30 protein-coding genes and 1 riboswitch are annotated in these 25,888 nt (G+C 42.9%); of the genes, 19 read left to right on the forward strand and 11 right to left on the reverse strand.

What is annotated here, in order from left to right; all coding sequences use genetic code 11:
- Nucleotides 1-23 precede the first annotated feature (23 nt).
- Nucleotides 24-1,256, reverse strand: a complete 1,233-nt coding sequence (locus tag AM279_RS07875; protein ID WP_054407360.1) for an OmpA family protein — start codon at nucleotides 1,254-1,256, stop codon at nucleotides 24-26.
- A gap of 157 nt (nucleotides 1,257-1,413) precedes the next feature.
- Here AM279_RS07875 and AM279_RS07880 point away from each other — a divergent pair, with 157 nt between their 5' ends.
- Complete coding sequence (locus tag AM279_RS07880; RefSeq protein ID WP_054407362.1) at nucleotides 1,414-2,766, forward strand: NAD-dependent succinate-semialdehyde dehydrogenase; 1,353 nt, start codon at nucleotides 1,414-1,416, stop codon at nucleotides 2,764-2,766.
- 221 nt (nucleotides 2,767-2,987) lie between these two features.
- Here the strand turns inward: AM279_RS07880 and AM279_RS07885 are convergent, their stop codons facing one another.
- The 3 genes from AM279_RS07885 to AM279_RS07895 all read right to left on the reverse strand — a co-directional run bounded on the left by AM279_RS07885 (nucleotide 2,988) and on the right by AM279_RS07895 (nucleotide 6,756).
- Complete coding sequence (locus AM279_RS07885) at nucleotides 2,988-4,226, reverse strand: homoserine dehydrogenase (protein WP_054407364.1); 1,239 nt, start codon at nucleotides 4,224-4,226, stop codon at nucleotides 2,988-2,990.
- Nucleotides 4,227-4,239: 13 nt separating this feature from the next.
- Nucleotides 4,240-5,418 carry a trans-sulfuration enzyme family protein gene (locus AM279_RS07890; protein WP_054407366.1) on the reverse strand — a complete coding sequence of 393 codons (1,179 nt, stop codon included), beginning with the start codon at nucleotides 5,416-5,418 and terminating at the stop codon, nucleotides 4,240-4,242.
- A 147-nt stretch (nucleotides 5,419-5,565) separates the two neighbouring features.
- Nucleotides 5,566-5,673, reverse strand: a riboswitch (SAM riboswitch).
- 228 nt (nucleotides 5,674-5,901) lie between these two features.
- Nucleotides 5,902-6,756, reverse strand: a complete 855-nt coding sequence (locus tag AM279_RS07895) for a DMT family transporter (RefSeq protein ID WP_054407368.1) — start codon at nucleotides 6,754-6,756, stop codon at nucleotides 5,902-5,904.
- A 207-nt stretch (nucleotides 6,757-6,963) separates the two neighbouring features.
- Here AM279_RS07895 and AM279_RS07900 point away from each other — a divergent pair, with 207 nt between their 5' ends.
- The 3 genes from AM279_RS07900 to AM279_RS07910 are packed head-to-tail and all read left to right on the forward strand — an operon-like array spanning nucleotide 6,964 to nucleotide 10,563.
- Nucleotides 6,964-8,541 carry a S8 family serine peptidase gene (locus AM279_RS07900; protein ID WP_054407370.1) on the forward strand — a complete coding sequence of 526 codons (1,578 nt, stop codon included), beginning with the start codon at nucleotides 6,964-6,966 and terminating at the stop codon, nucleotides 8,539-8,541.
- A gap of 2 nt (nucleotides 8,542-8,543) precedes the next feature.
- A complete protein-coding gene (locus tag AM279_RS07905; RefSeq protein ID WP_074961556.1) occupies nucleotides 8,544-9,632 on the forward strand; it encodes a hypothetical protein in 1,089 nt (362 codons plus the stop codon).
- A complete protein-coding gene (locus AM279_RS07910) occupies nucleotides 9,619-10,563 on the forward strand; it encodes an NAD(P)H-dependent flavin oxidoreductase (protein ID WP_054407374.1) in 945 nt (314 codons plus the stop codon). Before AM279_RS07905 ends, AM279_RS07910 begins: the two co-directional genes overlap by 14 nt.
- A gap of 228 nt (nucleotides 10,564-10,791) precedes the next feature.
- Here AM279_RS07910 and AM279_RS07915 read toward each other — a convergent pair whose 3' ends face one another.
- From AM279_RS07915 to fabG, 4 genes are all read right to left on the reverse strand, one after another.
- Nucleotides 10,792-11,406, reverse strand: coding sequence for a YiiX family permuted papain-like enzyme (locus tag AM279_RS07915; protein WP_054410204.1), 615 nt, complete (start codon nucleotides 11,404-11,406; stop codon nucleotides 10,792-10,794).
- A 45-nt stretch (nucleotides 11,407-11,451) separates the two neighbouring features.
- Nucleotides 11,452-11,892: an META domain-containing protein gene (locus AM279_RS07920; RefSeq protein ID WP_054407377.1), complete on the reverse strand. Its 441-nt coding sequence runs from the start codon at nucleotides 11,890-11,892 to the stop codon at nucleotides 11,452-11,454.
- A 78-nt stretch (nucleotides 11,893-11,970) separates the two neighbouring features.
- Nucleotides 11,971-13,998, reverse strand: coding sequence for a hypothetical protein (locus tag AM279_RS07925; RefSeq protein WP_054407379.1), 2,028 nt, complete (start codon nucleotides 13,996-13,998; stop codon nucleotides 11,971-11,973).
- 32 nt (nucleotides 13,999-14,030) lie between these two features.
- Complete coding sequence (fabG, locus tag AM279_RS07930) at nucleotides 14,031-14,780, reverse strand: 3-oxoacyl-[acyl-carrier-protein] reductase (RefSeq protein ID WP_054407380.1); 750 nt, start codon at nucleotides 14,778-14,780, stop codon at nucleotides 14,031-14,033.
- A gap of 388 nt (nucleotides 14,781-15,168) precedes the next feature.
- Between fabG and AM279_RS07935 the strand changes: the two genes are divergently transcribed.
- The 8 genes from AM279_RS07935 (at nucleotide 15,169) to AM279_RS07965 (ending at nucleotide 18,554) form a co-directional block, all read left to right on the forward strand.
- Entirely contained in the window at nucleotides 15,169-15,534 is a 366-nt protein-coding gene (locus AM279_RS07935) for a VOC family protein (protein ID WP_054407381.1), read from the forward strand.
- The gene (locus tag AM279_RS07940) at nucleotides 15,534-16,037 is read left to right on the forward strand and encodes a GNAT family N-acetyltransferase (protein ID WP_054407383.1); all 504 of its coding nucleotides are present in this window, start codon (nucleotides 15,534-15,536) and stop codon (nucleotides 16,035-16,037) included. Before AM279_RS07935 ends, AM279_RS07940 begins: the two co-directional genes overlap by 1 nt.
- A gap of 197 nt (nucleotides 16,038-16,234) precedes the next feature.
- Complete coding sequence (locus AM279_RS20620; protein ID WP_160316435.1) at nucleotides 16,235-16,411, forward strand: hypothetical protein; 177 nt, start codon at nucleotides 16,235-16,237, stop codon at nucleotides 16,409-16,411.
- 260 nt (nucleotides 16,412-16,671) lie between these two features.
- Nucleotides 16,672-16,884, forward strand: coding sequence for a hypothetical protein (locus AM279_RS07945; protein WP_054407385.1), 213 nt, complete (start codon nucleotides 16,672-16,674; stop codon nucleotides 16,882-16,884).
- A 52-nt stretch (nucleotides 16,885-16,936) separates the two neighbouring features.
- Complete coding sequence (locus AM279_RS07950) at nucleotides 16,937-17,197, forward strand: YtxH domain-containing protein (RefSeq protein WP_054407387.1); 261 nt, start codon at nucleotides 16,937-16,939, stop codon at nucleotides 17,195-17,197.
- Nucleotides 17,198-17,289: 92 nt separating this feature from the next.
- Nucleotides 17,290-17,739, forward strand: a complete 450-nt coding sequence (locus AM279_RS07955; RefSeq protein WP_054407389.1) for a DUF6146 family protein — start codon at nucleotides 17,290-17,292, stop codon at nucleotides 17,737-17,739.
- A 10-nt stretch (nucleotides 17,740-17,749) separates the two neighbouring features.
- Nucleotides 17,750-18,160 (forward strand): hypothetical protein, encoded by a 411-nt coding sequence (locus AM279_RS07960; RefSeq protein WP_054407390.1) that lies wholly within the window; start codon nucleotides 17,750-17,752, stop codon nucleotides 18,158-18,160.
- A gap of 70 nt (nucleotides 18,161-18,230) precedes the next feature.
- Nucleotides 18,231-18,554 (forward strand): DUF6787 family protein, encoded by a 324-nt coding sequence (locus AM279_RS07965; RefSeq protein ID WP_054407392.1) that lies wholly within the window; start codon nucleotides 18,231-18,233, stop codon nucleotides 18,552-18,554.
- Nucleotides 18,555-18,700: 146 nt separating this feature from the next.
- Here AM279_RS07965 and msrA read toward each other — a convergent pair whose 3' ends face one another.
- Entirely contained in the window at nucleotides 18,701-19,255 is a 555-nt protein-coding gene (gene msrA / locus AM279_RS07970; RefSeq protein ID WP_054410205.1) for a peptide-methionine (S)-S-oxide reductase MsrA, read from the reverse strand.
- A 258-nt stretch (nucleotides 19,256-19,513) separates the two neighbouring features.
- On the opposite strand from msrA, the gene AM279_RS07975 reads away from it, so the two are divergent.
- The 5 genes from AM279_RS07975 to AM279_RS07995 all read left to right on the forward strand — a co-directional run bounded on the left by AM279_RS07975 (nucleotide 19,514) and on the right by AM279_RS07995 (nucleotide 23,165).
- The gene (locus AM279_RS07975) at nucleotides 19,514-20,182 is read left to right on the forward strand and encodes an ABC transporter ATP-binding protein (protein ID WP_054407393.1); all 669 of its coding nucleotides are present in this window, start codon (nucleotides 19,514-19,516) and stop codon (nucleotides 20,180-20,182) included.
- A gap of 327 nt (nucleotides 20,183-20,509) precedes the next feature.
- Nucleotides 20,510-21,277 (forward strand): TIGR02757 family protein, encoded by a 768-nt coding sequence (locus AM279_RS07980; RefSeq protein WP_054407395.1) that lies wholly within the window; start codon nucleotides 20,510-20,512, stop codon nucleotides 21,275-21,277.
- A gap of 137 nt (nucleotides 21,278-21,414) precedes the next feature.
- Entirely contained in the window at nucleotides 21,415-21,870 is a 456-nt protein-coding gene (locus AM279_RS07985) for a hypothetical protein (protein ID WP_054407397.1), read from the forward strand.
- 9 nt (nucleotides 21,871-21,879) lie between these two features.
- The gene (locus tag AM279_RS07990; RefSeq protein WP_054407399.1) at nucleotides 21,880-22,554 is read left to right on the forward strand and encodes a hypothetical protein; all 675 of its coding nucleotides are present in this window, start codon (nucleotides 21,880-21,882) and stop codon (nucleotides 22,552-22,554) included.
- Nucleotides 22,551-23,165 carry a hypothetical protein gene (locus AM279_RS07995; RefSeq protein WP_054407401.1) on the forward strand — a complete coding sequence of 205 codons (615 nt, stop codon included), beginning with the start codon at nucleotides 22,551-22,553 and terminating at the stop codon, nucleotides 23,163-23,165. The genes AM279_RS07990 and AM279_RS07995 overlap by 4 nt, the downstream gene beginning before the upstream one ends.
- 211 nt (nucleotides 23,166-23,376) lie before the next feature.
- On the opposite strand, the gene AM279_RS08000 is transcribed toward AM279_RS07995, so the two are convergent.
- Both AM279_RS08000 and AM279_RS08005 read right to left on the reverse strand, forming a co-directional pair.
- Nucleotides 23,377-23,790 (reverse strand): DUF6691 family protein, encoded by a 414-nt coding sequence (locus tag AM279_RS08000; protein ID WP_054407402.1) that lies wholly within the window; start codon nucleotides 23,788-23,790, stop codon nucleotides 23,377-23,379.
- Nucleotides 23,791-23,794: 4 nt separating this feature from the next.
- Complete coding sequence (locus tag AM279_RS08005) at nucleotides 23,795-24,364, reverse strand: YeeE/YedE family protein (protein WP_054407403.1); 570 nt, start codon at nucleotides 24,362-24,364, stop codon at nucleotides 23,795-23,797.
- A gap of 84 nt (nucleotides 24,365-24,448) precedes the next feature.
- Between AM279_RS08005 and AM279_RS08010 the strand changes: the two genes are divergently transcribed.
- Nucleotides 24,449-24,901 carry a hypothetical protein gene (locus AM279_RS08010; protein ID WP_054407405.1) on the forward strand — a complete coding sequence of 151 codons (453 nt, stop codon included), beginning with the start codon at nucleotides 24,449-24,451 and terminating at the stop codon, nucleotides 24,899-24,901.
- 40 nt (nucleotides 24,902-24,941) lie between these two features.
- Nucleotides 24,942-25,760: a 3-deoxy-8-phosphooctulonate synthase gene (gene kdsA / locus AM279_RS08015; RefSeq protein ID WP_054407408.1), complete on the forward strand. Its 819-nt coding sequence runs from the start codon at nucleotides 24,942-24,944 to the stop codon at nucleotides 25,758-25,760.
- The last annotated feature ends 128 nt before the right edge of the window (nucleotides 25,761-25,888 follow it).

Here is a 25,888-nt window from a genome sequence, read left to right on the forward strand (position 1 = left end):
TTTAGATTTATTTATGAGGCTTATTATTTAAGTTTGAAAGTTACCCTTCTAACTGTTTGCCTTGCCTGCTTAGATTTTTTGTCAACTGATGCATCTTCACCGTTACCAATAATGTTAAGCCTTGAAGCATCTATACCAGCTTCAACAAGCACTTTTTTAACATTAGCAGCCCTACGCTGAGACAGGTCGTTGTTATAAGCATTATCACCAATTTCATCAGCATAGCCAATTACGTCTGCAGTTGAAGATGGGTTGTCTTTAAGATATTTGATAAGGAAGTTAATACCACTTACAGACTGAGCGTTAGGGGTATCTTTGTTAAAGTCGAAGTAAACGTTAACATAACCACCGTTGATCATTTCTTTAAGACCAACTGACTTGCCATTAGCTCCGCCATTGCCTCTAACTTCAGACTCAAGAGTATCAACACGCTGAGTTACAGACTCAAGCTCATCAGGAATACCATTATTGTTTTTGTCAATGCTACGGCCTTTAGTATCAACTGCTACACCGGCTGTAGTGTTTGGCTCTGCATCAAGATAATCAGGCACACCATCCCTGTCTGTATCCTGCATTTTAGCTTCAAGCTCATCAATACGTGATACAGCTTCTGCAAGTTTATCTGATTCATTATAAACATACCAATCAGCATGTTGCTCTTTACCACCAAGGTATATATTAAGACCAAGTGATGCTGTATAGAACCAAGCATCAAAACCTTGTTGGTTACTACCCGGAGCAGGGTAAACACCACCATCCCAAGTATGCTCCTGGTCAAAAGCACGAGATACAGTAAAGTCACCATATAGGGCAACCCTGTCAGAAATACGGAATTGAGGGGTAATACCCACCATTAGCCTTGCCATCCACTCGTTATCATCCATAACATCTTTAGTTTCAAAACCATTGATGCCTGCACCTAAGTGACCAAGTAGGCCAATCCTTTTTGTCCATGTTTCAAACTCCATGATACGGCCAAGGTTAGCATAAGCTTGTACATCTACACCAAACATATTAGTTTCCCACTTGTCGTCCTTATCATTAATAACGTCATAGGTACCGCTTAGCTTAAGACCAAATTTAGTATTAAACATATACCTGAAACCAAGTTCAGCATGGAAAAAGTTAAAAGCCTCAACATAACTTGAAGGATCTGCAAACGGACCAGATGTCTTGTTTACACCACCGCCAAAATCAATTGACCACTTATTAAATTCTTTTGCACCATCAGTGCTTTCATTGTCCTGGGCATTCATGCCTGCTGTAGCAAGACACAACAACGCTAGGGGGAGTACAACTTTCTTCATAATAATTGTTTTGTTTATCAGTACTTTGTAATTTTCGGTAAAAATAGAAAAAAAATCCTAAGAAAATATGTGTTATTTTTATTATTATTTTAAACAAAAGTAAAAAATGTTTTCACTTATCAACCCCGCTAATCAATCTTTTTTATCTGAACACCAGTATATTACAGATGAAACAACACAAAATAAAATATCAATTTCGGGTAAAGCCTATGTAAATTGGCGTCCTGAAACCATCTACAAAAGGCTAAACTTTATAAAAAGTTTAATATTTGAGTTAACAAAAAATCAACATTTATTAGCAAAATCCTGCACTCAGGAAATGGGCAAGCCAATAAAACAATCTTTGTCAGAGATAGACAAATGTAAACTTTTGTGCGAATATTACCTACAAAATGCAGAAAAATTTTTGCAAAGCAACAAAATATCGACAAATGGTTCTGAGAGTTTTGTAGTATATGAGCCCCTTGGTGTTATACTTGGTGTTATGCCCTGGAATTTTCCGTACTGGCAGGTTTTCAGGTTTGCAATACCGGCCATTATTGCAGGTAATACAGTTGTGGTTAAGCACGCAAGCAATGTGGCAGGCTGTGCACAGCTTATAGAAAAACTGTTTATAGATGCCGGTTTTCCTGAGGGTGTATATCAAAACCTGCTTATTGCCGGAAAGCAGGTAAAGGCGGTTATTGATAACCCTCTTATTAAAGGCGTATCGGTTACCGGAAGCGAAAAGGCCGGAACAGAAGTGGCAAGTGCCGCCGCAGCCCAGGTTAAAAAGGCTGTGCTGGAACTGGGTGGCAGTAACGCGCTTATTGTATTGTCCGATGCCAATCTTGATGAGGCCATGCCTGCCATAATCAATGCACGTTTTCAAAACACCGGGCAAAGCTGTATTGCTGCAAAACGCTACCTGGTACACAAAGATATTTATGATAATTTCCTGGAGCGGTTTACAAAAGGCATAAGCGCACTTAAAATGGGCGACCCAATGGATGAGCAAACCACCCTTGGCCCTCTTGCCCGTACCGACCTTGCGCAGGAAGTACAAAAACAGGTAGATGATTCGGTGGCTATGGGCGCTAAAATTGTATTGGGCGGCAAGCGTAATGATGCTTTTTATGATGCAACGGTACTCACTAACGTAACGCCCGATATGCCTATATTTAAAGAGGAGGTTTTTGGCCCTGCCGTGCCCGTAGTACCTTTTGATACATTTGAAGAAGCGGTTAAACTTAGTAACAGCACTGATTTTGGGCTGGGAGTTTCAATTTTTACGGCTGATGTTGCATTTATAAAATCTAAAATACACCTGTTTGAAGAAGGTGCCGTGTTTATAAACGACCTGGTTAAAAGCGACCCTGCCCTGCCCTTTGGCGGCGTAAAGCGTTCCGGCTTTGGACGCGAACTGGCTGAAAACGGGCTTAAGGAGTTTGTAAATGTAAAGACGGTGTTTATTAAGTAAGGTGTTTCACGAAGATCCGCAAAGAAGGTACAAAGTCACACCAAACCTTTGTGACACTTATTATATAGGTATATATTTTCTGTATCGAAAAGAACCAATCCAGCCCGAGTGTAGCTACTCCCTCTCCTTTGGAGAGGGTTGGGGAGAGGCCAAAAAACAAAGCCCCAAATCCTGAACATTTGGGGCTTGTTTCCCTTGCGGGACTATGAGCAGTTAAATCTTTAATTTGCAACAGCTGCCGCCACTTGTTGTGCGGCCTCTTTTTCGGTTACTATATTAAGGAGTATAAACGAGCGGTCTCCCGTGTTTGCATCCTGAACCTTTTTAAGGTTGGTTAGCGATATATTACCGGTAACATAACCTATATTATTATTAGTGTATGATTCTTCTACCGTGTCAAAATACAGTTTTAGCGCATCGGCGTTTTCCCTGGTGTGGCGCAACAGCACTTTTAGCGTAACATCATCAGTAAGAGACTGGTTTTCGCTCCTGAAGATTTTCTTGTATTCATACCTGTAATCATAGCTTAGCGCAGATATGTCGCTAAGTACCGCCGAAGCCGTTGGGTATGCTCCTGCTCCCCTGCCTACAAAAAAGTGGGTATCAGCAAAGCTGGTCTTGGTAATAACACCGTTAAATACATCGTCTACATGGTACAGCCTGTCTTCGGGGCCTACAAACTTTGGTATTACAAATGCCGAAATACTGCCTTCAGCACCCTTAAATGCCTGTGCCACCAGTTTTATTTTAAGGCCTTTTTCTTTGGCATACTTAAGTTCAAGGTCGCCTATGCCGTCTATACCTATATTATAGAGTTCTTCCGGCTTAGCGATATAGCCAAAGGAGTGCGCTAACAGAATCTGTAGTTTGTACTTGGCATCAAAACCACCGGTATCGAGTATCGGGTTGCTTTCGGCAAAGCCAAGGTCCTGCGCCTGCTTAAGGGCAGCATCATAGCTTAGGTTTTCGGCAAACGTTTTGGTAAGTATATAGTTGGTAGAACCGTTTACAATACCTTCTATAGATTCCAGCAGGTCGTTATCATAATACTCCTCCAGGTTACGGATTATAGGCATACTTGCGCAGGCTGCCGCTTCATACAACAGCGGAACATTATTTTCACGCTGTAGTTGCAGCAGTTCCTGAAAATGTTCTGCCACCATTTTTTTATTGGCTGAAACCACTGCTTTGCCTTTTTTAAGCGCCGCCGAAACAATTTCATAAGCCGCGTCGGCATCATCTATAAGCTCTACAATTACATTAATATCCGGGTCGTTAAGGATATCGTTTTTATCATACGTAAAGTTTTCGGGGCCTATCTGGCGCTTTTTATCCTTATCCTTAACGCATATATTTTTTATAGTTGCCTGAAGTCCGGGCGTTTTTTGCAAAACCTCATACAGGCCATGCCCCACTACACCAAACCCAAACAGGCCTATATTTAAATTTTTTCTTGACATTTCTAACAGATACTTAAGCGTTTACAGATTGAGCATTAGCATTGGCCGTAACCGCAGCGGCAATAGCCTGCTTAAGGTCGGCAATAAGGTCGTCGGCATCTTCAAGGCCAACAGAAAGGCGTATAAGGCTGTCTGTAACACCGGCGCTGTAACGCTTTTCAGCCGGGATAGATTTGTGGGTCATTTCACACGGCAGGCAGCAAAGGCTCTTCACGCCACCAAGGCTTTCAGCCAATTTGAATAGTTTAGTGTTAGAAACTATTTGAGAGGCAAGGTCTTTATCGTCAATCACAAGGTCAAACGTTACAACACCACCAAAGTATTTTTGTTGCTTTTTAGCAATTTCGTGGTTGTGGTGGGTTGGTAAGCCCGGGTAGTATACGTTTTTAACCAGTTTTTCTTCAAGCAGGTATTCGGCCACTTTTTGCGCGTTTTCGGCATGTGCTTTAATACGCAGGCTAAGGGTTTCTATACCGCGGATAACCAGCCAGCTATCAAACGGCCCAAGTATGGCACCCGAAGCGTTTTGTATGAACTTAATCTTGTCGCCAAGCTCTTGTGTAGCCGTAACTACAAGGCCTGCAATAAGGTCACTATGACCTGAAATGTATTTGGTTGCACTGTGCACTACAATATCAGCACCCAGGTCAAGCGGCTTTTGGGCTATTGGCGATGCAAATGTGTTGTCTACGCAAAGCAGTATGTTGTTTGCTTTTGCGATAGCTGATATAGCAGCGATATCGCTGATTTTTAGGGTTGGGTTGGTTGGGCTTTCAATCCAGATAAGCTTTGTAGCAGGTGTAACGGCATCGGCCACGTTTTGCGCATTGGTAGTATCTACATACTTAATGCTGATGCCAAATTTTTGGTACACATGGGTAAACAGGCGGAAAGCACCACCGTAAATATCATCAACTGCAATTACCTCATCGCCGGCGCTAAGTAGTTTTACTACTGCATCAATTGCCGCAAGGCCACTGGCAAAAGCATAACCGTTGCTACCGTTTTCAAGCTGGGCAATGGTATCTTCAAGCACTTTGCGGGTTGGGTTGTTGCTGCGGGCATAGTCAAAGCCTTTGTGCACACCCGGTGCTTCCTGCACAAAGGTTGACGTTTGGTAAATAGGCACCGATATGCTTCCGGTTAGCGGGTCGATAGGTAGGTTGTTCAGGATTGATGTCTGCTCTTTCATTTTTTTGAGATTTAAAGATTTAAAATTTTTAACAGGCCAATTAAAAACTACTCAAAATCCAGTGCCGGAAAGTGCATAAAACAAAAATGCCTTCCCGACAAGTCAGAAAGGCATGTAATATTTTGAAAGATATTATATACTAATCTTAACTTATCTTTCCCAAGCTAATGGGTTGAATGTGGCACCTTATCACACGGTAGTGACAGGTTGCCAAGACGTCATTGGGTCAATTCCCTCGGTCTTTCTGGATAAGAATAAATTTCTAAAAGAACTTGCTGCAAATGTAAGGTACAAGTTTTTTATTTTCCAAATATTTTTTCAGAAAAGTTTATGCGGTTATTTGTTAATTCAGTTATTCTACCATATAAAAACTTAAAAAACAAACAGTTAACCTCAAAACATTTGTCTAATTTTTATAAAAAAAATTATCCCGAGATTTAATTATCAGGTACAAATAACCAAATTACCACATCACCAAATTAACTATTTAAGCTGCGACAACGTAATAAAAACAATAGCCACAAGCGCTAAAACTATACCGGCATAGTTGCGCAACGAGAGTTTTTCTTTAAAAATAAGCACACCGGTAAGGCTGCCCAGTACAATAACACCTATGTTCATTGCCGCAAAAACGGTAGACGGGTTATCTGAAAAAGCTTTATGCGCCTTTAAGTAGAACAGTATGTTTCCAAAATTAAAAATGCCCACAAGCATACCGTAGGCAAAGTTCATGAGTTGAAATTTCTTTTTAAGGAAGATAATTTCATACAAAACGGCGCCAATGGTTATGGTTAGCGCACCACTGAAAAGTATAAAAAGTGATGTGGTATAAGCTGGTGTTTTTATTATGGCTACCTGCTTAAAAAGCGAATCTACCAGGCCAAAACCCAGCAATACCAGTGCCGGGTACAACCATTCTTTAGCGGGTTTATCGGCTTTTTTAGAGAGTATAAGCGCCAGCGCCGGAAAGGCTATACAAAGCCCAATTATCTTGTAGTTATTAAATGCTTCATGAAAAATAAGGAGTGCCGCCAGTATGGGTATAAATAATGACATACGCTGGGCGGCATCGGTACGCACTATGCCCACGTGCCTTATAGACAGCGCCAGCATTAAAAAAACCGACGGTAATAAAAACATCAGCGGCACAAATATGGGCCAGTTATCGGTAAAATGATATAACTGGGGTGTTACATCAAAAAACATATAACACAGCAGCAGGGCAAAAACGTAGTTCCACCCTACTACCTGGCCGGTAGAAATACTGTGGCGGCGGGCCATTTTAAAAATGATTCCCACCGAAACACTGCATATAATGCTAAACACTAAAAATAACATAGGCGCGTCTGGAAAAAAAGCTTGCCTAAAGTACTATTTTAACGGTACAGGCAACAATATTTTTAAAACAAATACCAACAAAATTGTTAAGACCATCACTACAGCAATGGTAATAAAAGCATTTTCAGCCACATAATTAACCAGGGGCTTGCAGGCATTTACCACATAATGTTTACATTTGGAAGTATAAATAGTGCCTCCCAAACCATGAAGAAATTTTTACTGCTGTGCCTGCTTTTTACCTGCCTTGCCCACGCGCAGGAAGATGCCTGGGTATATTTTACCGATAAGCCCGATGCTGGTTACTACCTGGCAAACCCGCTTGAAATGCTGAGCCAAAAAGCCCTTGACCGCCGTGCCAACCAGGGCATTGCGCTTGATGAGCAGGATGTGCCCATACACCCGGACTACATTACCGGCATAGAAACCGCAAGCGGCATAACCGTTATGGCAAAAAGCAAGTGGCTAAACGCGCTGCACGTGCGCGGAAGCCAGCAGGCAATAAACGCTCTCGAAAACCTGAGTTATGTAGATTATGTGGCCTTTGCCAACCAAAACCTTAACAACGGCAGGGTAATGCAACCTGCACAGCTACTGGCGGTTCAAAACACACAGGAAAACTACAATTATGGCGGTTCGGCCGGGCAGGTGCAAATGCTTAATGCCCACCTGCTGCACCAGCAGGGCTATACCGGCGAGGGCATAACCATAGCCGTGCTTGATGCCGGGTTTCCCGGGGTTAATACTGCCGCGCCCTTTCAGCACCTTATGACCAATAACCTGGTATTGGGCGGCTATGATTTTGTGGCCAATTCACCAGATTTTTATGGTGGTGGCAACCACGGAACCCGAATATTGAGCACCCTTGCCGGATATACCGAAAACCAGCTGGTGGGCACTGCGCCTGATGCTTTTTACTACCTTTTCAGAACTGAAAATGCCGATAGCGAAAACCCGGTTGAAGAATCATACTGGGTGGAAGCCGCCGAAATGGCCGACAGCCTGGGCGTTGATATTATAAACACCTCTTTGGGCTACCTTGATTATGATAACCCTGATTATACCTACACCTATGCCGACCTCAACGGCCAGACTGCTTTTATGAGCCGTGGGGCTAATGTTGCATTTACACGTGGTATGCTGGTGGTGGTTTCAGCGGGGAATAACGGCGATGACCCTGAGCCCCATGTTATGGTGCCCGGCGACGCCTTTAATGCCCTTACAGTAGGCGCGGTAGACCAAAGCGAACAATATGCTTACTTTAGCGCTATAGGTCCTACCGTAGATGGGCGTGTAAAACCCGATGTTATGGCCAAGGGGTTTGCCGCTACTTATGCCAATACCGACGGTACTATAGCTACAGGCAACGGCACCTCTTTTGCTGCCCCTGTTATGGCCGGTGCCGTGGCGTGCCTTTGGCAGGCAGCACCAAACCGCACCAATGCCGAAATACTGCAAATTGTAAAGCAATCGGCAGACCGGTATAATAACCCCGACAGCCAGTATGGCTATGGCATACCTGATTTTTCTATAGCGCTTGAAGACGCCCTGGGTATGCCAGAAGTTAACGGCAATACCTTTACCCTATACCCCAACCCTGCTGCTAATGTGGTTCATTTTTCGGCTACAGCCAGTCTTGTAACGCTGTACAACACACTGGGGCAGGAAATGTTTAAAGCACAGGCTACAGATACAATAAACATTGAAAGCCTGCCCCCCGGGATTTATACCTATGTGATTGAAGCCGGGGCATCATCAATAAAAGGCAAGATATTAAAGCAGTAGGCATGAAAGCACTTCTCCTCTTTTTGCTGACTTTTCTTGCTTTATCCTGTACGCAGGACAATCAGTATGATACCTACATTTTGGGCGACTGGATAGAGACAGAACCACCTAATAAAATCAAAGACTCAATAGAAATACCGTTAGAACATTTTTACAGATTAGGATACACTTTCGAAAAAAACGGAAAAGTAATAACCAAACCGGGCTTTATCAACTATCGAGATAATAAGTACTACGGCAGCCGTTCGCAATACAAAATTAAAGACGGGTATGTATCTGTTTATAACCCTTCTGTAAAAAAATGGGATAAGCTCAAAATAATAAAGCTTACGCAAGACAGCCTTGAAGTGCTGGATGGCGACATACCGTATTACTACATCAAAAAAAAATACAATACGGCATCAAACCCTGACTTTGATGGGGTAATAGTGACTAATTCGGGCGGGTATATTCCGTTAGCAAATCAAATTAATACTGTTTTCATTAATCCGGCAAACCATAATGTTATTTATAATCGTAACATAGACGATGGACAGAGAGTTACAATGCAGGGCCACATTAGCGGGAATGATTTAAGCCTTGTACAACAACTTTTTAAGCAGGCAGATTATATAAAACGGGATTCTGTTTATGGCGAGATGGTTTATGATGTAAGCCAGACTTCTGTTGCGGTTTTAAAAGGCAACCGTATTATAAAATCAATCCATATTTATAACCGTGAACCTACCGAACTTTTATGGGCACATCTTGCTGCACATTACCTGCCGGACGTAGTTACAAATATCAGGAAAACAGATGAATTTAGCCTGGGCATGGAGGCATTTGAGGCTGCCAACAGCACCCTTAGCCTCACTAAAGCAGAAGGTTATTTCCTGTCATATTTATTATCTTCGTCTAAAAGCACACCGCTTCAGTTTAAAGAACTTTATCGGCTTACATACAGCGATGATGCTGTTGGAAAAATAACATCAGACGGACGTTATTACAAATATTACTTTAAAGACAAAACAACTAAAACGGTAGATATAGGCTATAATTTTATTACCGGAAACAAACTTGTAAATACTTTTAAACCAAATGAGCACCAATAAAATAACCACCCTTTTCAATATACAATATCCCATAATACAGGCCGGCATGATATGGGCCAGTGGCTGGAAACTGGCAAGTGCCGTGAGCAATGCAGGCGGGCTTGGCCTTTTGGGCGCAGGCTCTATGTATCCTGAAGTATTGCGCGAACACATACAGAAATGCAAAAAAGCTACAGATAAGCCTTTTGGTGTAAATGTGCCTATGCTGTACCCCAATATTCAGGAAATTATGGATATTATTGTAGAGGAGGGCGTTACCATAGTATTTACATCAGCGGGTAACCCCAAAACGTGGACGGCCTTTTTAAAGGAAAAAGGCATTACGGTGGTGCATGTGGTAAGCAGTGTAAAATTTGCCCTAAAAGCACAGGAAGCCGGTGTAGATGCCGTAGTGGCTGAGGGCTTTGAGGCAGGCGGGCACAACGGCCGCGAAGAAACCACCACCTTTACCCTAATACCTATGGTGAAGGAAAAACTGACCGTTCCACTTATTGCAGCGGGGGGTATAGCAACGGGGCGTGGCATGCTGGCCGCTATGGTGCTGGGTGCCGATGGCGTTCAGGTAGGTAGCCGCTTTGCTGCAACGGTAGAATCGTCAAGCCATGAGAAGTTTAAGCATGCCATTGTAGAAGCCCAGGACGGTGATACCCACGTTACGCTTAAAGAGCTGGCCCCGGTGCGCCTTATAAAAAACAAGTTTTTTCATGATGTAGTGGCGTTGTACAGCACCGGCCCATCGGTAGATGACCTTAAAACGCTGTTAGGCCGCGCCCGTGCAAAAAAAGGCATGTTTGAAGGCGACCTTGACGAGGGCGAACTGGAAATAGGCCAGATTGCCGGGATTATAAACAATATTATACCTGCCGGAGATGTAGTAGCTGAAATGATAAAAGAGTTTGAAGCCGCTAAGAAAGAAGCAGTTAATTTATAATAAGCTATTATTTTTTATTGACTATTTTGAAGAATGATAAGTAAACAATGACCAACACATTAATTATGGTTAAAGTCATCACGGCACAAGTAGTAATTATACAAGTATTGTCAGGAGATACTACGGTATGCCATCCGGGAACTACTGAGGAAGCACATTCGTAGGACATCAAAAACCATATCTGGACTATCAGAATAATAAATAGTACTAACAACAAATACTTCTTCATTATTCTTCTGTTACAGTAGTAAGCAAATCACTTTCAAAAATAGCCTGTGGCGAAATTACCATCTCATCTTTGGGAATGTTTTCGCCATAGCGCTCTTTTAGTTTTTGCTTCACGGCCGGGCTTGACAGGTCAAAATCGCCCAGTTTTTGCAGGTAGCCTACTTCAAGGTGTGCACCGTCTTTATATATTTTCCAAACCAGTTCGCTGCAATACAGGCGCATATTGCTCCATTCAAAATACAGGTCGTAGTCTTTGCCCAGCATGCCTCGGCCCACGGTGCGCATATCATCAAGCACCTTTGGCGTAAGCACACTTGTATCTTTAAGGCGTTTTACTACATAGTGGCTGTCCTCTCCCTTCTTAATCCATTCGTTCAACGGAGTGAGCTTAACGGGTTGCACGGCTTCAAACACAAAGTCTTTACCATCATTTTGGAAAATAATCCCGCAATGCGAATACTTAGAATGTGTAGCAAGCTGTATGGCCTTGCTTTGGCCTGATGTAGATGTTTGGAAAATGATATCGCCGCTTTTAAGGGAAACATCAGGAGCTGCTGCTTCTTTTTTGCACGATGCAACAAAAAATAGTAATGAGAGTATTGCTGTATATTTCATAAAAAATGCCGCTTGTAGCGGCATCTAATATATAAAATGTTTGGGTTATTTGGCAGCAGCAGGTTTAAAAACCAGCACGGCATTTACGCCCTTCATTAATGTTAGTTTGTCTTTTTCTACCTTGGCGGTGGTAACTTCGGCAAGGGCTTTAAAATAGTCGTTTTCACCTTTGGCATTTTCGCACCACATTTTGGTAGACATTACTTCGCTAATGTTCATACCGCCCTCATCGTTAAGGTTCCAGGCACCGCCATAGCCGTTGCAGCCGCCTTTGCCGTTAATTTTATGCTCGGCGGTAAATGTAGCGGTTGGCGCACCATTTCCAAAATCGGCTGTGCTCACAGCCTTGCCGTTAATCTCGGTCAGTTCCCATGCAGTGGCGGTTAAATAATCTATAGAAAGGTTTGCCGAGGCATCTTTAGTGGTTTTGCATGAAGTTATAATTAGTAAAGCGCCAAAACCCAGCGCCAGCATTAGCTTTTTCATAAAATTGTTACTTTAGGTTGTATTCAAAATTAACAATTATCAGTATGCTGTGGGTATTAATTATAAATACTTTAATACTTACAAAAGCCCGTTGTATTTACGTACAAACCACTCAGTCGCAAGCGTTACCGAAAGGATAACCAGCAGCCACAACCAGTCAATCAATGGCGACTTCTTAATTATCTCTTTTTGTATGGCCTTGTAGTTGTCGTTTTGCGCCAGGAATTTAACCAGTTCATCAACCTTATCAGGGTAATATACCGCGCCGTTTGTGTTGGCTGCTGTTTGCTGCAGCCTCGGCAGGTCGGGGTTTACAAACTGTTTTTCAATTTCAAAATCCAGGACTTCAAAATTGCCGGCATAGGTGCTGTTTGAGGCCGCATCTTTAACCGTAAAGCTGTATTGCCCGGCTTCAAGCCCGTCGAGGTTTACTTTATATTCACCCGAACCTTTCAGGAAATCGTAGGTTTTGGTAGCGTTGTTCTGTTTGTTTTTAAGCTGTATGGTAATGCGGGCGTTTTCTTCAAACTCATAGTTTTTGTTGAAGGCCTGTGCGCTAATGCTTATTACCTCGCCGGAATTGTAGAAGCTTTCGTTGTTTACAACCAACGATTTACGCTTGGTGTTTGATGCCAAAAACTGTATGGTTTTATCCATAAAAATATCAAACTGCTCGTAGGTTTTGGTATTTATATGGGTTTCCATGCGCCATTTCCAGATGTTTTCACCAAGCAGCATCGCACTGCGTTTGGCCCCGTTTTCACTGAATACCATAAGCGGCGCGCCGGTGGCGGTATTGCGCACACGGGCATTGAGCAGCACATTTGCATTGCCTTTAACGGTAATGGTGCCAAAAGGGTTTTCCAGCGGCGGGAAGCCTGCAAAGCCTATATCGGTAAGGGCAAAAAGGTTGAACTGGCTGTTAAAATCAGTCAAATAATTTTCTTTTTGCGTACTCATCCTGAAGCTCAGCAAATCCTGGTTTTGGTTGAGCAGGTTGAAATCGGTATTTAAACCTGTAATGGTAAAGGTATTAAGCCCTGCATTTTTGTTTTGCTCTAAAATGGTGCGGAATGAGGCGTTTGGCTGGTACAGTATCAGCACGTTATAATCCTGTAGCGATTTAACCTCGTTGGGTTTCAGTACGGTAACCTTGCGCTGCTGATTAGTTTCGATGGAACGTTTCAGCGCACCCAAATCAGGGTGGTTAATAGCACTGATAATGGCCACCTCGCTGCGCTGATCAATAACCTCAACGGCAAAATTCTTGGTGTTGTTGTACCTGTTTTTTTCCGGCTCAGCCGATGTAAGCACTGCGCTGTAGGTTTGCACGCCTACCTTTTCGGCGTCAAGTAATACCTGTACGGCCTGCGCCCTTTTTGAGGCACTAAACTGTACATTTTGCTTAAACAGCGTGCTGTTGCCCTGCATAACGCTAAACACGGCATTCACAGTTTTGTTACCATTATACTGCAAAAACATCTCAGCGGGGAATTTATTCTTTAAAAAAGCGTACTTGTTTACATTTACTTGCGCCACCTTTAGGTCGAGCACCGTAGCAGTATCGCCCACTACAAGAGGGTATACCGATGTGTTTTGGGTAAAGCTGTACACATAATCGTTACCAATAGTCTGGTTGCCATCGGTTAGCAATACAACCGGGTAAGTGGTGTTGCGGTACAGCTGCTTCAGGTTATCTGCCGCAAGGCTAATGTGTGTTTGCTTCCCTTTAAAATCAGGCGCTTTGCCCGATTCAAAACCTTCGGCAAACGTATACTGCTGTACATCATACTTATCTTTTAACGATTTGTCTGATGCCAGCCTTTCCGCAAGTTGTTTAGCCAGTGTATCCTGCCCCAGCTCTTTGATGGACTGTGAGTTGTCTACCAGTATGGGCAGCGGGGTTTTTACGGTTTCTAAATCCTTGCGGGTAATGACCGGGTTTATGAGTAAAAGGAATACCGCAAACCAGGTTACGGTACGCAAAAAGGCCAAAAACAGGTGCATTTTACTCCTGCTTTTGGCCCTGAAAAGGTATTGGTAAAACGATAAGCCCAATGCTGCAAGTGCAGCTACTATTATTAATAAAACCGTGGTTGCAGTCATTTGTTATCATTAACCCTGTATAAAAAATTAGTTTATGCTGTAATCATACCGCCGTCAACATTTAGCGTCTGGCCGGTAATGTAGGCAGACATGTCGCTGGCAAGGAATATGCAGGCATTTGCCACATCATCAGGCGTACCGCCGCGCTTAAGCGGAATAGCGTCTGTCCAGCCTTTAACGGTAGCTTCAGGCAGCTTGGCCGTCATTTCAGTTTCAATAAAGCCCGGTGCAATGGCGTTGCAACGGATGTTGCGCGAACCAAGCTCAAGCGCTACAGACTTCGTGAAGCCCAGCATACCGGCCTTAGAAGCCGCATAGTTGCTTTGGCCTGCGTTGCCCTGCACACCTACCACCGAACTCATGTTGATGATAGAGCCTTTTCGCTGCTTTAGCATAGGGCGCTGTACAGCCTTTGTCATGTTGAAAACCGACTTAAGGTTTACTTCAATTACCTTGTCAAAGTCTTCTTCGCTTATGCGCATAAGCAGGTTGTCTTTAGTAATACCTGCGTTGTTTATCAAAATATCTACAGTGCCAAACTCGGCCACTACGTCGTCTACAAGCTTTTGTGCCTCGTTAAAATCGGCTGCGTTGCTCTGGTATCCTTTAGCCTTAACGCCAAAAGTTGCCAATTCTTCTTCAAGCTGCTTAGCGGCCTCAACCGAAGCGCTGTAAGTAAAGGCTACATTAGCACCCTGCTGCGCAAAAACAAGCGCTATACCACGGCCTATTCCACGGCTTGCACCGGTTATAATAGCCGTTTTTCCTTCAAGTAGTTTCATTGTTTATTTGTTTGTTTTTAGTACGAAAGGGACAAATATAAGAATTTCACTAATTTTATTTCACAAAGGTGCGCAAAGAAGGCACAAAGATTCGCAAAGAAGTTATACCACAGAGGTACCCAGAGAAGTCACAGAGATACACAGAGTTTTTGTAGAAATGCTTTGAACGTGTTTCTCGTAATGCTAAGAGTGCGTGGAGGGTGCCTACGGCATTTAGAAGGCAATACAAATTTCACTAATTTCTTTAGGCTTGTTTCACAAAGAACCGCAAAGATGGCACAAAGTTTCGCGAAGATTTAAGTTCGAGTGAAGCTCATTCTAATTTCTGAGTTCTGAATTCTAATTTTGAAATAATTATCTTTGGATAAACATAAACATCAATCAAAAAATGAAAAATCCAATCCTTGGCCTGCGTACCGTAATTTATAAAGTAACCGACCTTGATGCTGCCAAAGCATGGTATGCCAAAGCCTTTAAAACAGAACCGTATTTTGACGAGCCGTTTTATGTGGGCTTCAACATTGCCGGCTATGAGCTGGGCCTGCAGCCTGATGAGGCCGTTACCGGTACTAACGTGGCTACCTTTTGGGGTGTGGAAAATATTAATGAGGCGTATGAATGGTTCCTTTCTATTGGTGCTACAGCCGATGAAGCCCCGCAAAACGTAGGCGGCGAAATTATGGTAGCCACCGTTAAAGATGCGTGGGGCAACCTGATAGGCCTTATTTACAATCCTGAATTTAAGCTGCCGTAATGGACATAACCATAAGGGAAGCAAAGCCTGAAGATGCGCTGAACCTGCTTAACCTCAAGAAAAGTTATATTGAAGGTTCGGTTAGCATTCCGCTGTACATAGACGAATACAAAAACGGCGAGGCTGAAGAGCGCACGCTTATTGAGCGTTACCTTAACGAACAAAACAGTATGCTGCTTGTGGCCGAACACAACGGGCGGCTAATAGGCAACCTTGACCTTACCGGCAACCAGCGCCGCAAAATGTTTCATACCGCCATGCTGGGTATGGGCATAGCCTATGACTGGCAGGGTAAGGGCGTGGGCAGTTTGCTTATGCAGGCAGCGGTAAATTGGGCATCTAAAAATGAGCACCTCAAAATCATTTGGCTGGAGGTATACCACACCAATATTGCAGGCTTAAAATTGTATGAGAAATATGGCTTTGAGCAATGCGGCATCATGAAAAATTTTGTGATTGAGGCCCAACCCGTCGACAAAATTGCAATGGTGCTCTACCTGTAGTAAAACCTCAGTTTTTGTTAAAATTGAGATGCACGCATAACTTTTGCGAAATCGATTTAGGGATTTCATTACACGAAATCACCTTTTCGCTGCAAATCCTCAGAATTAATATTAAAATTTTATTAAAATAACCTGCCTTTCAGTTTTGAGTTCGTAATTTCACGGTGTAATAATAAAGAAAATTACAAAAAAGAGCCATGAGTAAAAATATGAACCCAAATAACGTAAACGACATGAAACTGCTTAAATTTTTCCTTGCAGCAATTGCCGGTTTTGGGCTGGTAAAAATGTTCGGTTTTTTGACCGAAGATGAACTTGACGAAGAAATGGGCAACGACATCTATGATGAAGAAGACCACCCGCTATTTGTTTAATATCAGTTTGAAGATTAGCAATACATAACAGCACAATAGCACCCTTACGCGGGTGCTATACCTGCTTATACATATACTAAAATCCTGCCCGGTGTGGCAGGATTTTTTGTTTTTACGCCCACCCTCTTAATAAAATTAACACTCCCCCACCTTAACCGCTTTTAAAAGTTAAAGAGCTGCTAATTAAGATATTATTAATAGATATAAGGTTTTACAATGGGTAACTTAGTGGTATAGAAACAACTAAAATTTTGAACATTATGGCACCACTTAATAAAAATGTTATGCCAGATGAGCATAACGACAGCAACGCAAACCCTGAGTTTAGGGAACGTACACACAACTGGGATAATAATGCCCAAATGAGCCCGGAGGTGGGTAAAGCGTATATTCAAAACGAGCGCCGCAACCTGAATGCCGACCAGGAAAAAAGAAACGGCAACAGTAACCCTGACCGCGACAGGCGCAGGTAACAAAGAGGAAAGAAACCCATTATACATTCACTAATTTAAATTTTTAAAGACTATGAGTAACAAAAAGTTGATTATAGGGATTGCAGCCGGTGTTGCGGCCCTTGCAGTTATAGGTATTATTGCTAAACGTAAAGGATATCTTGACGGAGCTATTGAAAAGGCTGAAGAATTTGGCAGCAACGTAAAAGACAAATTTAACAGCGCCAAAGAGGCTGCCCGCAAAAAATATGATGAAGTAATGCACAAAGGCGGCGAGATTGCTGAAAAAGCAACATCTAACGGCCAGGCTACAAGCAACCCTGCTACTGTATAACAGTTTAGCAGGCATATTTAAAAGGCATCCGGAAGTTTTTGCGGGTGCCTTTTATTGTTTATATTTATAGTAACTTAAAAATCTCTCTCATTATGAAAAATTATCTTTTAATTATTGTGGGCCTTTGCGCCCTTATGTTTGGCTGTAAACCGGGCGAAACCGCTAATGCCGAGAAAACCGTTGCACAGGGTGATAAACTTATTGGCCCTGCCAAAAACGACACGGTGCGCATTGCAAACGACTCGCTGGAGTATGAGGTTATTATTATTGATCCCGGCTTTAACAACTGGCTGTACTCCCGTGCCAAGCCCAGGGGCTATTATGGCCAGCCCTACATGGAAAACCGCAACCGCTTTTGGGTTACCGAATGGAACAACCGCGTGATTAACCCGCAACAGTATGGCGATATGTACCAGCTGCGCATTGACTATGATTCGCAGATTGATTATGGCTATGAGGTTAACTACCTGCTGTTTAATTACCTGGTATATTTTCAGAATGCCAATAACCAAAGGCTGGGCGGCGTTTTGCCAAGGGATTAACTGTTGAGTTATGAAGCTTAAATGTATCTCCTTATTGCTTGTAATTGCGGGTTGCAAAACCCAGAAGCCAATTATAGATACCAATGAGACCTGCTACAATGTAGTAAAGGGTATTGCGTATGTAAATGTGTATAACAATACACCTGAAGCATTCACTATACCCAGGATGCTATTTGATGCAGATGGCACTTTGCTAAAACCTTATTACAGGATGTCAGGAGATACATTGTATATCAGGCCTGCACAGATAGATGATGTTTTAGTATCAGACGGTAGTGGCCCAACCTCTATAAGTGGCGAGAGCATAACTTTAAATACCGGTGAAAATTATCTACAGGGGTTTAAACCAAACATGGACTTTAAAGTAATAACCTTAACGGGTTATGGCAATGATATTTCTATTAATCCCTGCCTGCCTTAGAGCATAATTAACATTAAATAAAAGTTGCAACTCCTGATAGTATGCGGTATATTTGCGCTTTACCTACCCGATGAATAAACTTAAAGAGCGCTGGGGCATAAAGCATAACTACCAACTGGTGGTTATTTTTATAGTATTTGCTGTTACAGGCTCAACATCGGCTTATTTGTCTAAGCCCGTACTTAAATGGCTGGGTGTGGCAAAAGATACTTCCCTTGCGTGGGACTGGCAGTATACTATACTGTATATAGTGCTTATTTTCCCCATATATCAGGTGTTGCTGCTGTTTTTCGGGTTTATCTCGGGGCAGTTTGCGTTTTTCTTCCCTTTTGTAAAGAGGATGGTAAAGCTGGTGGGTTTTGGTTTTTTGTTTAAAGCTGAAAGCAAGAAATAAATTTACGAAGGTTTTATACTCACTCTCTATAGAGATTCCTCCACTCCGCTGCGCTCCGGTCGGAATGACAAAAACCCGTTAGCACATTTCCCACAAAAAAAGCCCACGCTTTCGCGCAGGCTCAACTCAACTTATCTTCAGTAAAATTAATTGGCGGTTTCTTTAAGCTTGTCCTTAAAGTTTTTGCGCAGCTTGTCGAGCTTAGGGCTTATTACCACACTACAGTAAGGCGCATCCTGGTTATTGGAATAATAATCCTGATGGTAGTCCTCGGCAGGGTAAAACGTGGTGGCCGCGGTAACTTTGGTTACAATCTTCTTATCAAACACCTTTTCATCGCCTAAAAAGGTAATGTATTTTTCGGCAATGTCCTTCTGTTCGGGTGTGGTGTAAAACACCTCGCTGCGGTATTGCGTGCCCACATCGGCACCCTGGCGGTTTAGCGTGGTAGGGTCGTGTGTGGCAAAAAACACTTCAAGCAGTTCTTCATAGCCTATTTCCTGTGGGTTGTAATCTATTTTAATGGCTTCGGCATGGCCGGTGTAGCCGCTGCACACTTCGCGATAGGTAGGGTTGGCCGTAGTGCCGCCTATATAGCCCGATGTAACTTTTTCTACACCTTTGAGGTCGGTAAAAAAAGCCTCGGTGCACCAAAAGCACCCACCTGCAAAAATGGCAGTTTGTTTAGAAATGGTATCCATGGTTGTGTCTCCTTTTTTTTGTGGTTGTGGGTTCATGCTGTAGGTTGTGGGTTCGCCCTGCGTGCGCGACTGGCACGACAGGCTGAAAACCGCCAGCACAAGCGTTGCTATTTTTTTCATTATCTTCAAAATTAGTTGATAAGCTGCCCCAATAAGGGCGTGTTAACTAAACTTTATTATCTATATACGAAATATGTGCCAAAAAAGATTTTGCATCAACTAATTTGTTTGTTTCTTTGCTTAAACTGATTTTTAAGGATGATACAGGCCCGCAACATACACAAGAATTATGACAAGCTGCACGTGCTGAAAGGCGTAAACCTGAGCATACAGCCCGGCGAAATAGTGAGCATAGTAGGTGCCAGTGGCGCGGGAAAAACCACCCTGCTGCAAATACTGGGCACGCTGGACAGGCCGGGGAAAGAAAGCGGCTCGTCACTTACCATAAACGGTGCCGATATCCTTAAAATGAGCGATAAGGAACTGAGTAAATTCCGCAATACGCAGCTTGGGTTTATTTTTCAATTTCACCAGCTGCTGCCGGAGTTTACCGCGCTGGAAAATGTGTGCATACCCGCATATATAGCAAAAAAACCAAAAGCCGCTACCGAGGCTGAGGCCAAAAGGCTGCTGGAATACCTGGGGCTGGGCCACCGTATGGACCACAAGCCGGGTGAACTTTCGGGTGGCGAGCAGCAGCGTGTGGCTGTGGCACGGGCGCTTATAAACAAGCCCGCCGTTATTTTTGCCGATGAGCCCAGCGGTAACCTTGATACGGCTTCGGCAGAAAACCTGCACCAGCTGTTTTTTACACTTCGCGATGAGCTGAAACAGACTTTTGTGATTGTGACCCACAACATGGAACTGGCCAACATGGCAGACCGTAAGCTGGTTATGAGCGACGGGAATATTGTGACGGGGGAGTAAATCTAAACACTATTCATTTTTTTTGACACAAAGCACACCAAGGATTCACCAAGTACACCAAGATTTTTAGTCGTTAAAGGCCACAAAGCTTTGTGAACTTCAAAATTGTTATCATTGTGCCCTTTGTGAAAAACTTTGTGTTCCTTGTGTTTAAAAAAAATACACAAAAACCTACTATTTTTTTGACACCAAGTGCACCAAGGATTCACTAAGATCACAAAGTTTTGTGTTCCTTGTGTTTAAAAAAATCTACACAACTAAAAAGTAAAAGTTCCGCATTTCTAAAAGCAGCCTAAAACCGTTACCTTTGCCTTCATGCAAGAAACGATGAATGCCACTGAGCTTAAACTTTTCCTTGACGAAAAGGCCGCACAATACAACAACCCCAACTTTATTGAAACCGACCCGGTTCAGATTCCACACCTGTTTACATTGAAAGAGGATGCCGAGATTGCGGGTTTCCTGGCGGCTACCATTGCCTGGGGCAACCGCAAAATGGTAATTAACAACTGCCACCGCATGATGGCGCTTATGGGCAACAGCCCCTATGATTTTGTTATGACCCACCAGCCGCACCACCTTGAAACGCTGGAAACCTTTGTGCACCGCACCTTTAACGGGGTTGATTTTACTACGTTTATCCGCGGGCTGCGCCATATTTATACCAACTACGGGGGCCTGGAGACGGTGTTTGTAGACAACCAAAAAGAAGGCTACCTGCACCATGCCATTAACCAGCTCAAACAGAAGTTTTTTGAGGTGGAGCACCAGCAGCGCACCCAAAAGCACATTGCCGACCCGCTGCGCAACAGTGCAGCAAAACGCATTCACCTTTTCCTGCGCTGGATGGCCCGTAAGGATAATGCCGGGGTAGACCTGGGCATCTGGAAAGATATTTCGCCGGCGCTCCTCTCCTGCCCGCTTGATGTGCACAGCGGCAACGTGGGCCGCAAACTGGGGCTTATTACCCGCAGGCAGGACGATATTAAGGCACTGAACGAGCTGGATGCCAACCTGCGCGCTATGGATGCCACCGACCCGGTTAAGTATGATTTTGCTCTGTTTGGGCTTGGTGTTTTTGAGGGGTGGAAGTAAAAGAATTAGCCGCTAATTGATATTTTTTAGCCACGAATTTCACGAATAAGCACGAATTAAATTGGTGAAAATTAGTGAAATTCGTGGCTTGATTTTATTGCAAACATACTATTTTTACCATCATCAATTCTTACACCATGAAAAAACTCCTTACCCTACTTGCCGCATCGCTTTTGGCAACAGCCTGCTCTAAACAACCCCGTATTGAATATAATGTAAAGCCAAACACTTTTATTAGAGAAGCCGGTAAGTATCATTTTAAAGATATGGAACTGGTTGTTCGTGGCCTGGAAGACGGCACAATACTGTATGGCATTGCCGGAGAAAAAAGTAAGGTTTTATACCAGCACCCCATTACAAAACCCTTTAGCGATTACCAATACTGGATGCTGTATGTTGACAATGCAGAAAACGTATGGTTTTACAACAGCGACCTGAGCGAGTTTATGGTTCATTTTAAACAGCCTGACGGTAGCTATGCAACACAGGATGGTTTTGGCAACCTGGATAAAATGCCAAAAGACTTGAAAGCCGAACTTGAAAAACACAACAATTTTAAAAACAGGCCGCAAGCCCCGGCAACAAAACAGTAAACAAACTATATGAAAATCCTCCCGATTGCCCTTGCAGCTATCTTTTCGTTAGAGGCGTATAGCCAGACTGATGCGCAGGTAGATTCGCTTTCGCTTGCTGTATGCGCTACTTTTAATGCATCTACAGCTACTACCCATGAAGATAAAATAGATGAAGCTCTACTACAAAATCTTGAGCCTTTCTTGCTAAAATTTTCTGTCTTGCTTCTGGATGAAGATAAATCTGCTGAGTTTAACAAACGTTTTGAAGCCCGAATGAATAAAAATTGCCCATCAATTTTCCAACACGAATTATCTGACACAGAAAAATTAAATGGTGCTCCGGAATATATTGAGAAAATATCCACACAAAACCTTAACAAAAAGTCATGTCGTAACTTGTTAAAAAACAGCGATTTTTATTATTTTGATGGCATTGAAAACATAGATGTATCAATAAAAAACAACACATACCTTGAAAAATTTGCTGATGGCAGCTACAGTAAATTGGCATTTGAATGGACAGGTGATTGTACCTTTGACCTTATTTTTATAGAGAGCAACCATCCTAAGCGCAAATACTACAGTAAAAAAGGTGAAATATACCATTATACTATTTATGATAACTACGAGGGAACATACAAAATATGGTCTCAGGCATCAGATGGCCCTATAGTATCGCTTAAACTCAATGTAAAACAATGAAAAACCTACTGATTGCCCTTGCAACCCTCCTTTCGCTACAAGCGTATAGCCAAACCACCGATGAGTTTTATGACAATTTAAAGCGGGAGCTGGAGGTAATTAAAGCCCTTAACCCACCCGATGGTAAAGACAAACAGGTGTGGGATGCACTGGAAAGCATTAACCAGGAAGTTTTGCAGGGCGATAGTGGTGAAATTACCGAGGAAACGGCATCTAAACTGGGCGGCATGATGCAGGAATACGCTAAAATTAAAAACGCACACCTGCTTATTTTGTTCCAGTTTTACCAGGCCAATGTTTCGGACAATGAGTATAATGCCAACCTGCAAAGTGCCATTTGCAAACTAATGCTTGAAGACACCAAGGCCATTTATGGCACAGTGCCCTGCCTGGTGCTGATATATGAGTGCGAAACCCTGATGAGCATTGATAAAAATACCGAGGCTGCAGAACAGGCCAAAAAAGCGCTGAAGGAGTATCCGGAATCTATACCATTACAAATTTACCGCCATAACCTGACTACCGATGAAAAGGAGAAAAAAGAGCTGCACGACAAACTGCTAAAAGAGCACCCCAACCACTGGATGGTAAACCGGTTTTTGAAACCGTAAAAGTTCAGACATAAAAAAAATCCGGACCTATTTTTTAAGTCCGGATTTTTTATGTGATATTATTTCTGATTTGAGTTTAGAATTTTCAATTTGGATTTTGCGATTTGTTTTTTGGCATTTCACAAAAAAAGCATTTCACACCGTAAATCCAAAGTCCGAAAGTGAAAAATTAAGCACTTTTAGGTATCAAAATGTAAGAAAATCGCTTAAATTAATGCGATAATTTTGACTTCAGCAGGCCGTAAAAATACGTCCCCACCAACGCCCCAAGTAAGATAATACCTACAGCGTAAAAGCCTGACCCAATGAGGATAAAGATAGGCCCCGGGCAGGTACCCACAAGCCCCCATCCAAGCCCGAAAAGAAGGCCGCCCACCAGGTAGCCGGTAAAACCTTTGTCTTTATCAGGCAGGTTAATATACTGGCCATCAACATCTTTCATTTGGCTACGCTTAAAAATCTGTAGGCCAATAGTGCCCGTTACCACAGCCGTCATGATGATTCCAAACATGTGAAACGACTGAAAATGAAACATTTCGTAAATACGGTACCATGATACGGCCTCGCTTTTTGTGAGCACTATACCAAACAGGATACCAACGAGTAAAAATTTTATAAATTTCATATAATTAACTGAAAATCAAAGGCAAAATAAGCCAAGACATGATTAATCCCCCAATAAAAAACCCTATTACCGCAATAAGCGATGGCAGTTGCAGGTTGCTAAGCCCGGTAATGGCATGCCCGCTGGTGCACCCACCGGCATAGCGCGTTCCGAAACCTACCAAAACACCACCTAACAACAATATAGCCAACACTTTAGGACTTGACAAAGCCTCCGCACTGGTAAAGGCATCGGGCAGTAGTTTGCCATTTGGGGCATCAATTTGCATAGCCTGCAATTCGGTTACTGTAGTAGGGTTAAGCACTACTGTATCAACCCTTTGCGGGTCAGTTAAATAGTGTGTGGCAATAAAACCGCCTATCATGGCGCCAAGTACCACAGTAAGATTCCAGCGCTGGGCTTTCCAGTCAAAACGGAAGAACTCACTGGTTTTGCCGGCCCCTAATATTGAGCACATTGTCCTTAAATTGCTGGACATCCCAAAGGTTTTACCGAAATACACCAGGAGCAGCATTACCACCCCAATAAGAAATCCGGAGATGTACCAGGGCCAGGTACCGTATATACTTTCCATAATTTTACTGATTTAAGTGCAAAAGTATCAAAAAATGGCACAAATAATGGCTATTTTTCTACCTTTGGGTAAAAATCTTACTTTATGAAAAAGTATCTGCTGCCTGGCCTTTCGGCTTTGGCATTAACCTCATGCATCAGCACCCGGAATACCATTAAAAACATTGATGATAAAGCAGTTATGCCTGCCTTAAGCAAGGATAAGGTGTTTGTAATTACCGAGGTAAGCAAGGATGAAAAGTATGGCTATGATGCCGATTACCCTGTAAACCTGGGCTTTATGAAGTTTGAAACAGCCGAGATTAACGTTAAGCGTTACTTTGGCGCCATTACAGGCCCTAACGGTGAGCAGGTTAGCTACAACAAGGTAGATGTGTGCTGCCCCTTCCCTACCGAAAAGTATAACATGGGCGCGGGCATGCTTGATATTTATGAGGTTACCTGGCAGGGCCTTGCCGCCCCGAAACGCATTTATATAAACCTGTATGAAAAGGGGCAAATACTTGCACCACAAGGATTTGCAGTTAAAAAGAATTAAGGGATTTATTGCTATCTTTGCACCTTAATTAAACACAACAATGGATTTAAATAAGATATCTAAAATAAAGAATACCGATAGCGGAAATTTCTTCATACTGGCCGGGCCATGTGCCATTGAAGGAGAAGAAATGGCGCTACGCATTGCCGAACACATAGTTAAAGTAACCGACAGGCTTGCAATACCTTATGTTTTTAAAGGTTCATTTAAGAAAGCTAATCGCAGCCGCGTGGACAGCTTTACAGGCATAGGCGATGAAAAAGCCCTTAAGATATTACGTAAAGTATCGGAAACCTTTGATATACCGACAATTACTGACATCCACACCAATGAAGATGCCGCCCTGGCTGCCCAATATGTGGACATCCTGCAAATACCGGCATTCCTTGTAAGGCAAACCGACCTTGTAGTGGCTGCCGCCGAAACCGGCCGTACCGTTAACCTTAAAAAGGGCCAGTTTATGAGCCCTGAGAGCATGAAACACGCTGTGCAAAAGGTACTTGACAGCAATAATGACAAGGTTATGGTAACCGACCGCGGCACCATGTTTGGCTACCAGGATATGATAGTTGATTTCCGTGGTATACCTACAATGAAGGAGTTTACAACTACCGTTCTTGATGTAACCCACTCATTACAACAGCCTAACCAGGTGGCAGGTGTTACCGGAGGCCGCCCTGATATGATTGAAACCATTGCCCGCGCAGGTATTTCAACCGGTGTTGACGGTATTTTTATTGAAACACATTTTGACCCGGCTAATGCTAAAAGCGATGGCGCTAACATGCTGCATCTTAACTACTTTGAAGGGCTAATGGAGAAGCTTGTTGCGATAAGAAAAACGATAAACCAGTTCTAATCGGTTATTCGGTTATACCATAATTTGGTTATTTGCTAACTACACTCATAATATAAAGGCAGCTCCGGCTGCCTTTACTTTTAATTAAAAACCTAATAATCAAAACATTGAAACTCATTCGCTTTATA

It is taken from the genome of Flavobacterium akiainvivens, from assembly GCF_001278115.1.
Lineage (GTDB): Bacteria > Bacteroidota > Bacteroidia > Flavobacteriales > Flavobacteriaceae > Flavobacterium > Flavobacterium akiainvivens.

Excerpts from the sequence above, each read along its gene's own strand:
- AM279_RS07960 (WP_054407390.1), top strand. The coding sequence starts at position 17,750 with ATGAAGCTTAAATGTATCTCCTTATTGCTTGTAATTGCGGGTTGCAAA.
- AM279_RS07900 (WP_054407370.1), top strand. The coding sequence starts at position 6,964 with ATGAAGAAATTTTTACTGCTGTGCCTGCTTTTTACCTGCCTTGCCCAC.
- AM279_RS07920 (WP_054407377.1), bottom strand. The coding sequence starts at position 11,892 with ATGAAAAAGCTAATGCTGGCGCTGGGTTTTGGCGCTTTACTAATTATA.
- AM279_RS07875 (WP_054407360.1), bottom strand. The coding sequence starts at position 1,256 with ATGAATGCCCAGGACAATGAAAGCACTGATGGTGCAAAAGAATTTAAT.
- AM279_RS08010 (WP_054407405.1), top strand. The coding sequence starts at position 24,449 with ATGAAAAAGTATCTGCTGCCTGGCCTTTCGGCTTTGGCATTAACCTCA.
- AM279_RS07885 (WP_054407364.1), bottom strand. The coding sequence starts at position 4,226 with ATGTCAAGAAAAAATTTAAATATAGGCCTGTTTGGGTTTGGTGTAGTG.
- AM279_RS08000 (WP_054407402.1), bottom strand. The coding sequence starts at position 23,790 with ATGAAATTTATAAAATTTTTACTCGTTGGTATCCTGTTTGGTATAGTG.
- AM279_RS07950 (WP_054407387.1), top strand. The coding sequence starts at position 16,937 with ATGAGTAACAAAAAGTTGATTATAGGGATTGCAGCCGGTGTTGCGGCC.
- AM279_RS07975 (WP_054407393.1), top strand. The coding sequence starts at position 19,514 with ATGATACAGGCCCGCAACATACACAAGAATTATGACAAGCTGCACGTG.
- AM279_RS07895 (WP_054407368.1), bottom strand. The coding sequence starts at position 6,756 with ATGTTATTTTTAGTGTTTAGCATTATATGCAGTGTTTCGGTGGGAATC.
- AM279_RS07955 (WP_054407389.1), top strand. The coding sequence starts at position 17,290 with ATGAAAAATTATCTTTTAATTATTGTGGGCCTTTGCGCCCTTATGTTT.
- AM279_RS07965 (WP_054407392.1), top strand. The coding sequence starts at position 18,231 with ATGAATAAACTTAAAGAGCGCTGGGGCATAAAGCATAACTACCAACTG.
- AM279_RS07915 (WP_054410204.1), bottom strand. The coding sequence starts at position 11,406 with ATGAAATATACAGCAATACTCTCATTACTATTTTTTGTTGCATCGTGC.
- AM279_RS07925 (WP_054407379.1), bottom strand. The coding sequence starts at position 13,998 with ATGACTGCAACCACGGTTTTATTAATAATAGTAGCTGCACTTGCAGCA.
- AM279_RS07945 (WP_054407385.1), top strand. The coding sequence starts at position 16,672 with ATGGCACCACTTAATAAAAATGTTATGCCAGATGAGCATAACGACAGC.
- AM279_RS07910 (WP_054407374.1), top strand. The coding sequence starts at position 9,619 with ATGAGCACCAATAAAATAACCACCCTTTTCAATATACAATATCCCATA.
- msrA (WP_054410205.1), bottom strand. The coding sequence starts at position 19,255 with ATGGATACCATTTCTAAACAAACTGCCATTTTTGCAGGTGGGTGCTTT.
- AM279_RS20620 (WP_160316435.1), top strand. The coding sequence starts at position 16,235 with ATGAGTAAAAATATGAACCCAAATAACGTAAACGACATGAAACTGCTT.
- AM279_RS07890 (WP_054407366.1), bottom strand. The coding sequence starts at position 5,418 with ATGAAAGAGCAGACATCAATCCTGAACAACCTACCTATCGACCCGCTA.
- AM279_RS08005 (WP_054407403.1), bottom strand. The coding sequence starts at position 24,364 with ATGGAAAGTATATACGGTACCTGGCCCTGGTACATCTCCGGATTTCTT.
- AM279_RS07990 (WP_054407399.1), top strand. The coding sequence starts at position 21,880 with ATGAAAATCCTCCCGATTGCCCTTGCAGCTATCTTTTCGTTAGAGGCG.
- AM279_RS07985 (WP_054407397.1), top strand. The coding sequence starts at position 21,415 with ATGAAAAAACTCCTTACCCTACTTGCCGCATCGCTTTTGGCAACAGCC.
- AM279_RS07905 (WP_074961556.1), top strand. The coding sequence starts at position 8,544 with ATGAAAGCACTTCTCCTCTTTTTGCTGACTTTTCTTGCTTTATCCTGT.
- fabG (WP_054407380.1), bottom strand. The coding sequence starts at position 14,780 with ATGAAACTACTTGAAGGAAAAACGGCTATTATAACCGGTGCAAGCCGT.
- AM279_RS07995 (WP_054407401.1), top strand. The coding sequence starts at position 22,551 with ATGAAAAACCTACTGATTGCCCTTGCAACCCTCCTTTCGCTACAAGCG.
- AM279_RS07940 (WP_054407383.1), top strand. The coding sequence starts at position 15,534 with ATGGACATAACCATAAGGGAAGCAAAGCCTGAAGATGCGCTGAACCTG.
- kdsA (WP_054407408.1), top strand. The coding sequence starts at position 24,942 with ATGGATTTAAATAAGATATCTAAAATAAAGAATACCGATAGCGGAAAT.
- AM279_RS07935 (WP_054407381.1), top strand. The coding sequence starts at position 15,169 with ATGAAAAATCCAATCCTTGGCCTGCGTACCGTAATTTATAAAGTAACC.
- AM279_RS07980 (WP_054407395.1), top strand. The coding sequence starts at position 20,510 with ATGAATGCCACTGAGCTTAAACTTTTCCTTGACGAAAAGGCCGCACAA.
- AM279_RS07880 (WP_054407362.1), top strand. The coding sequence starts at position 1,414 with ATGTTTTCACTTATCAACCCCGCTAATCAATCTTTTTTATCTGAACAC.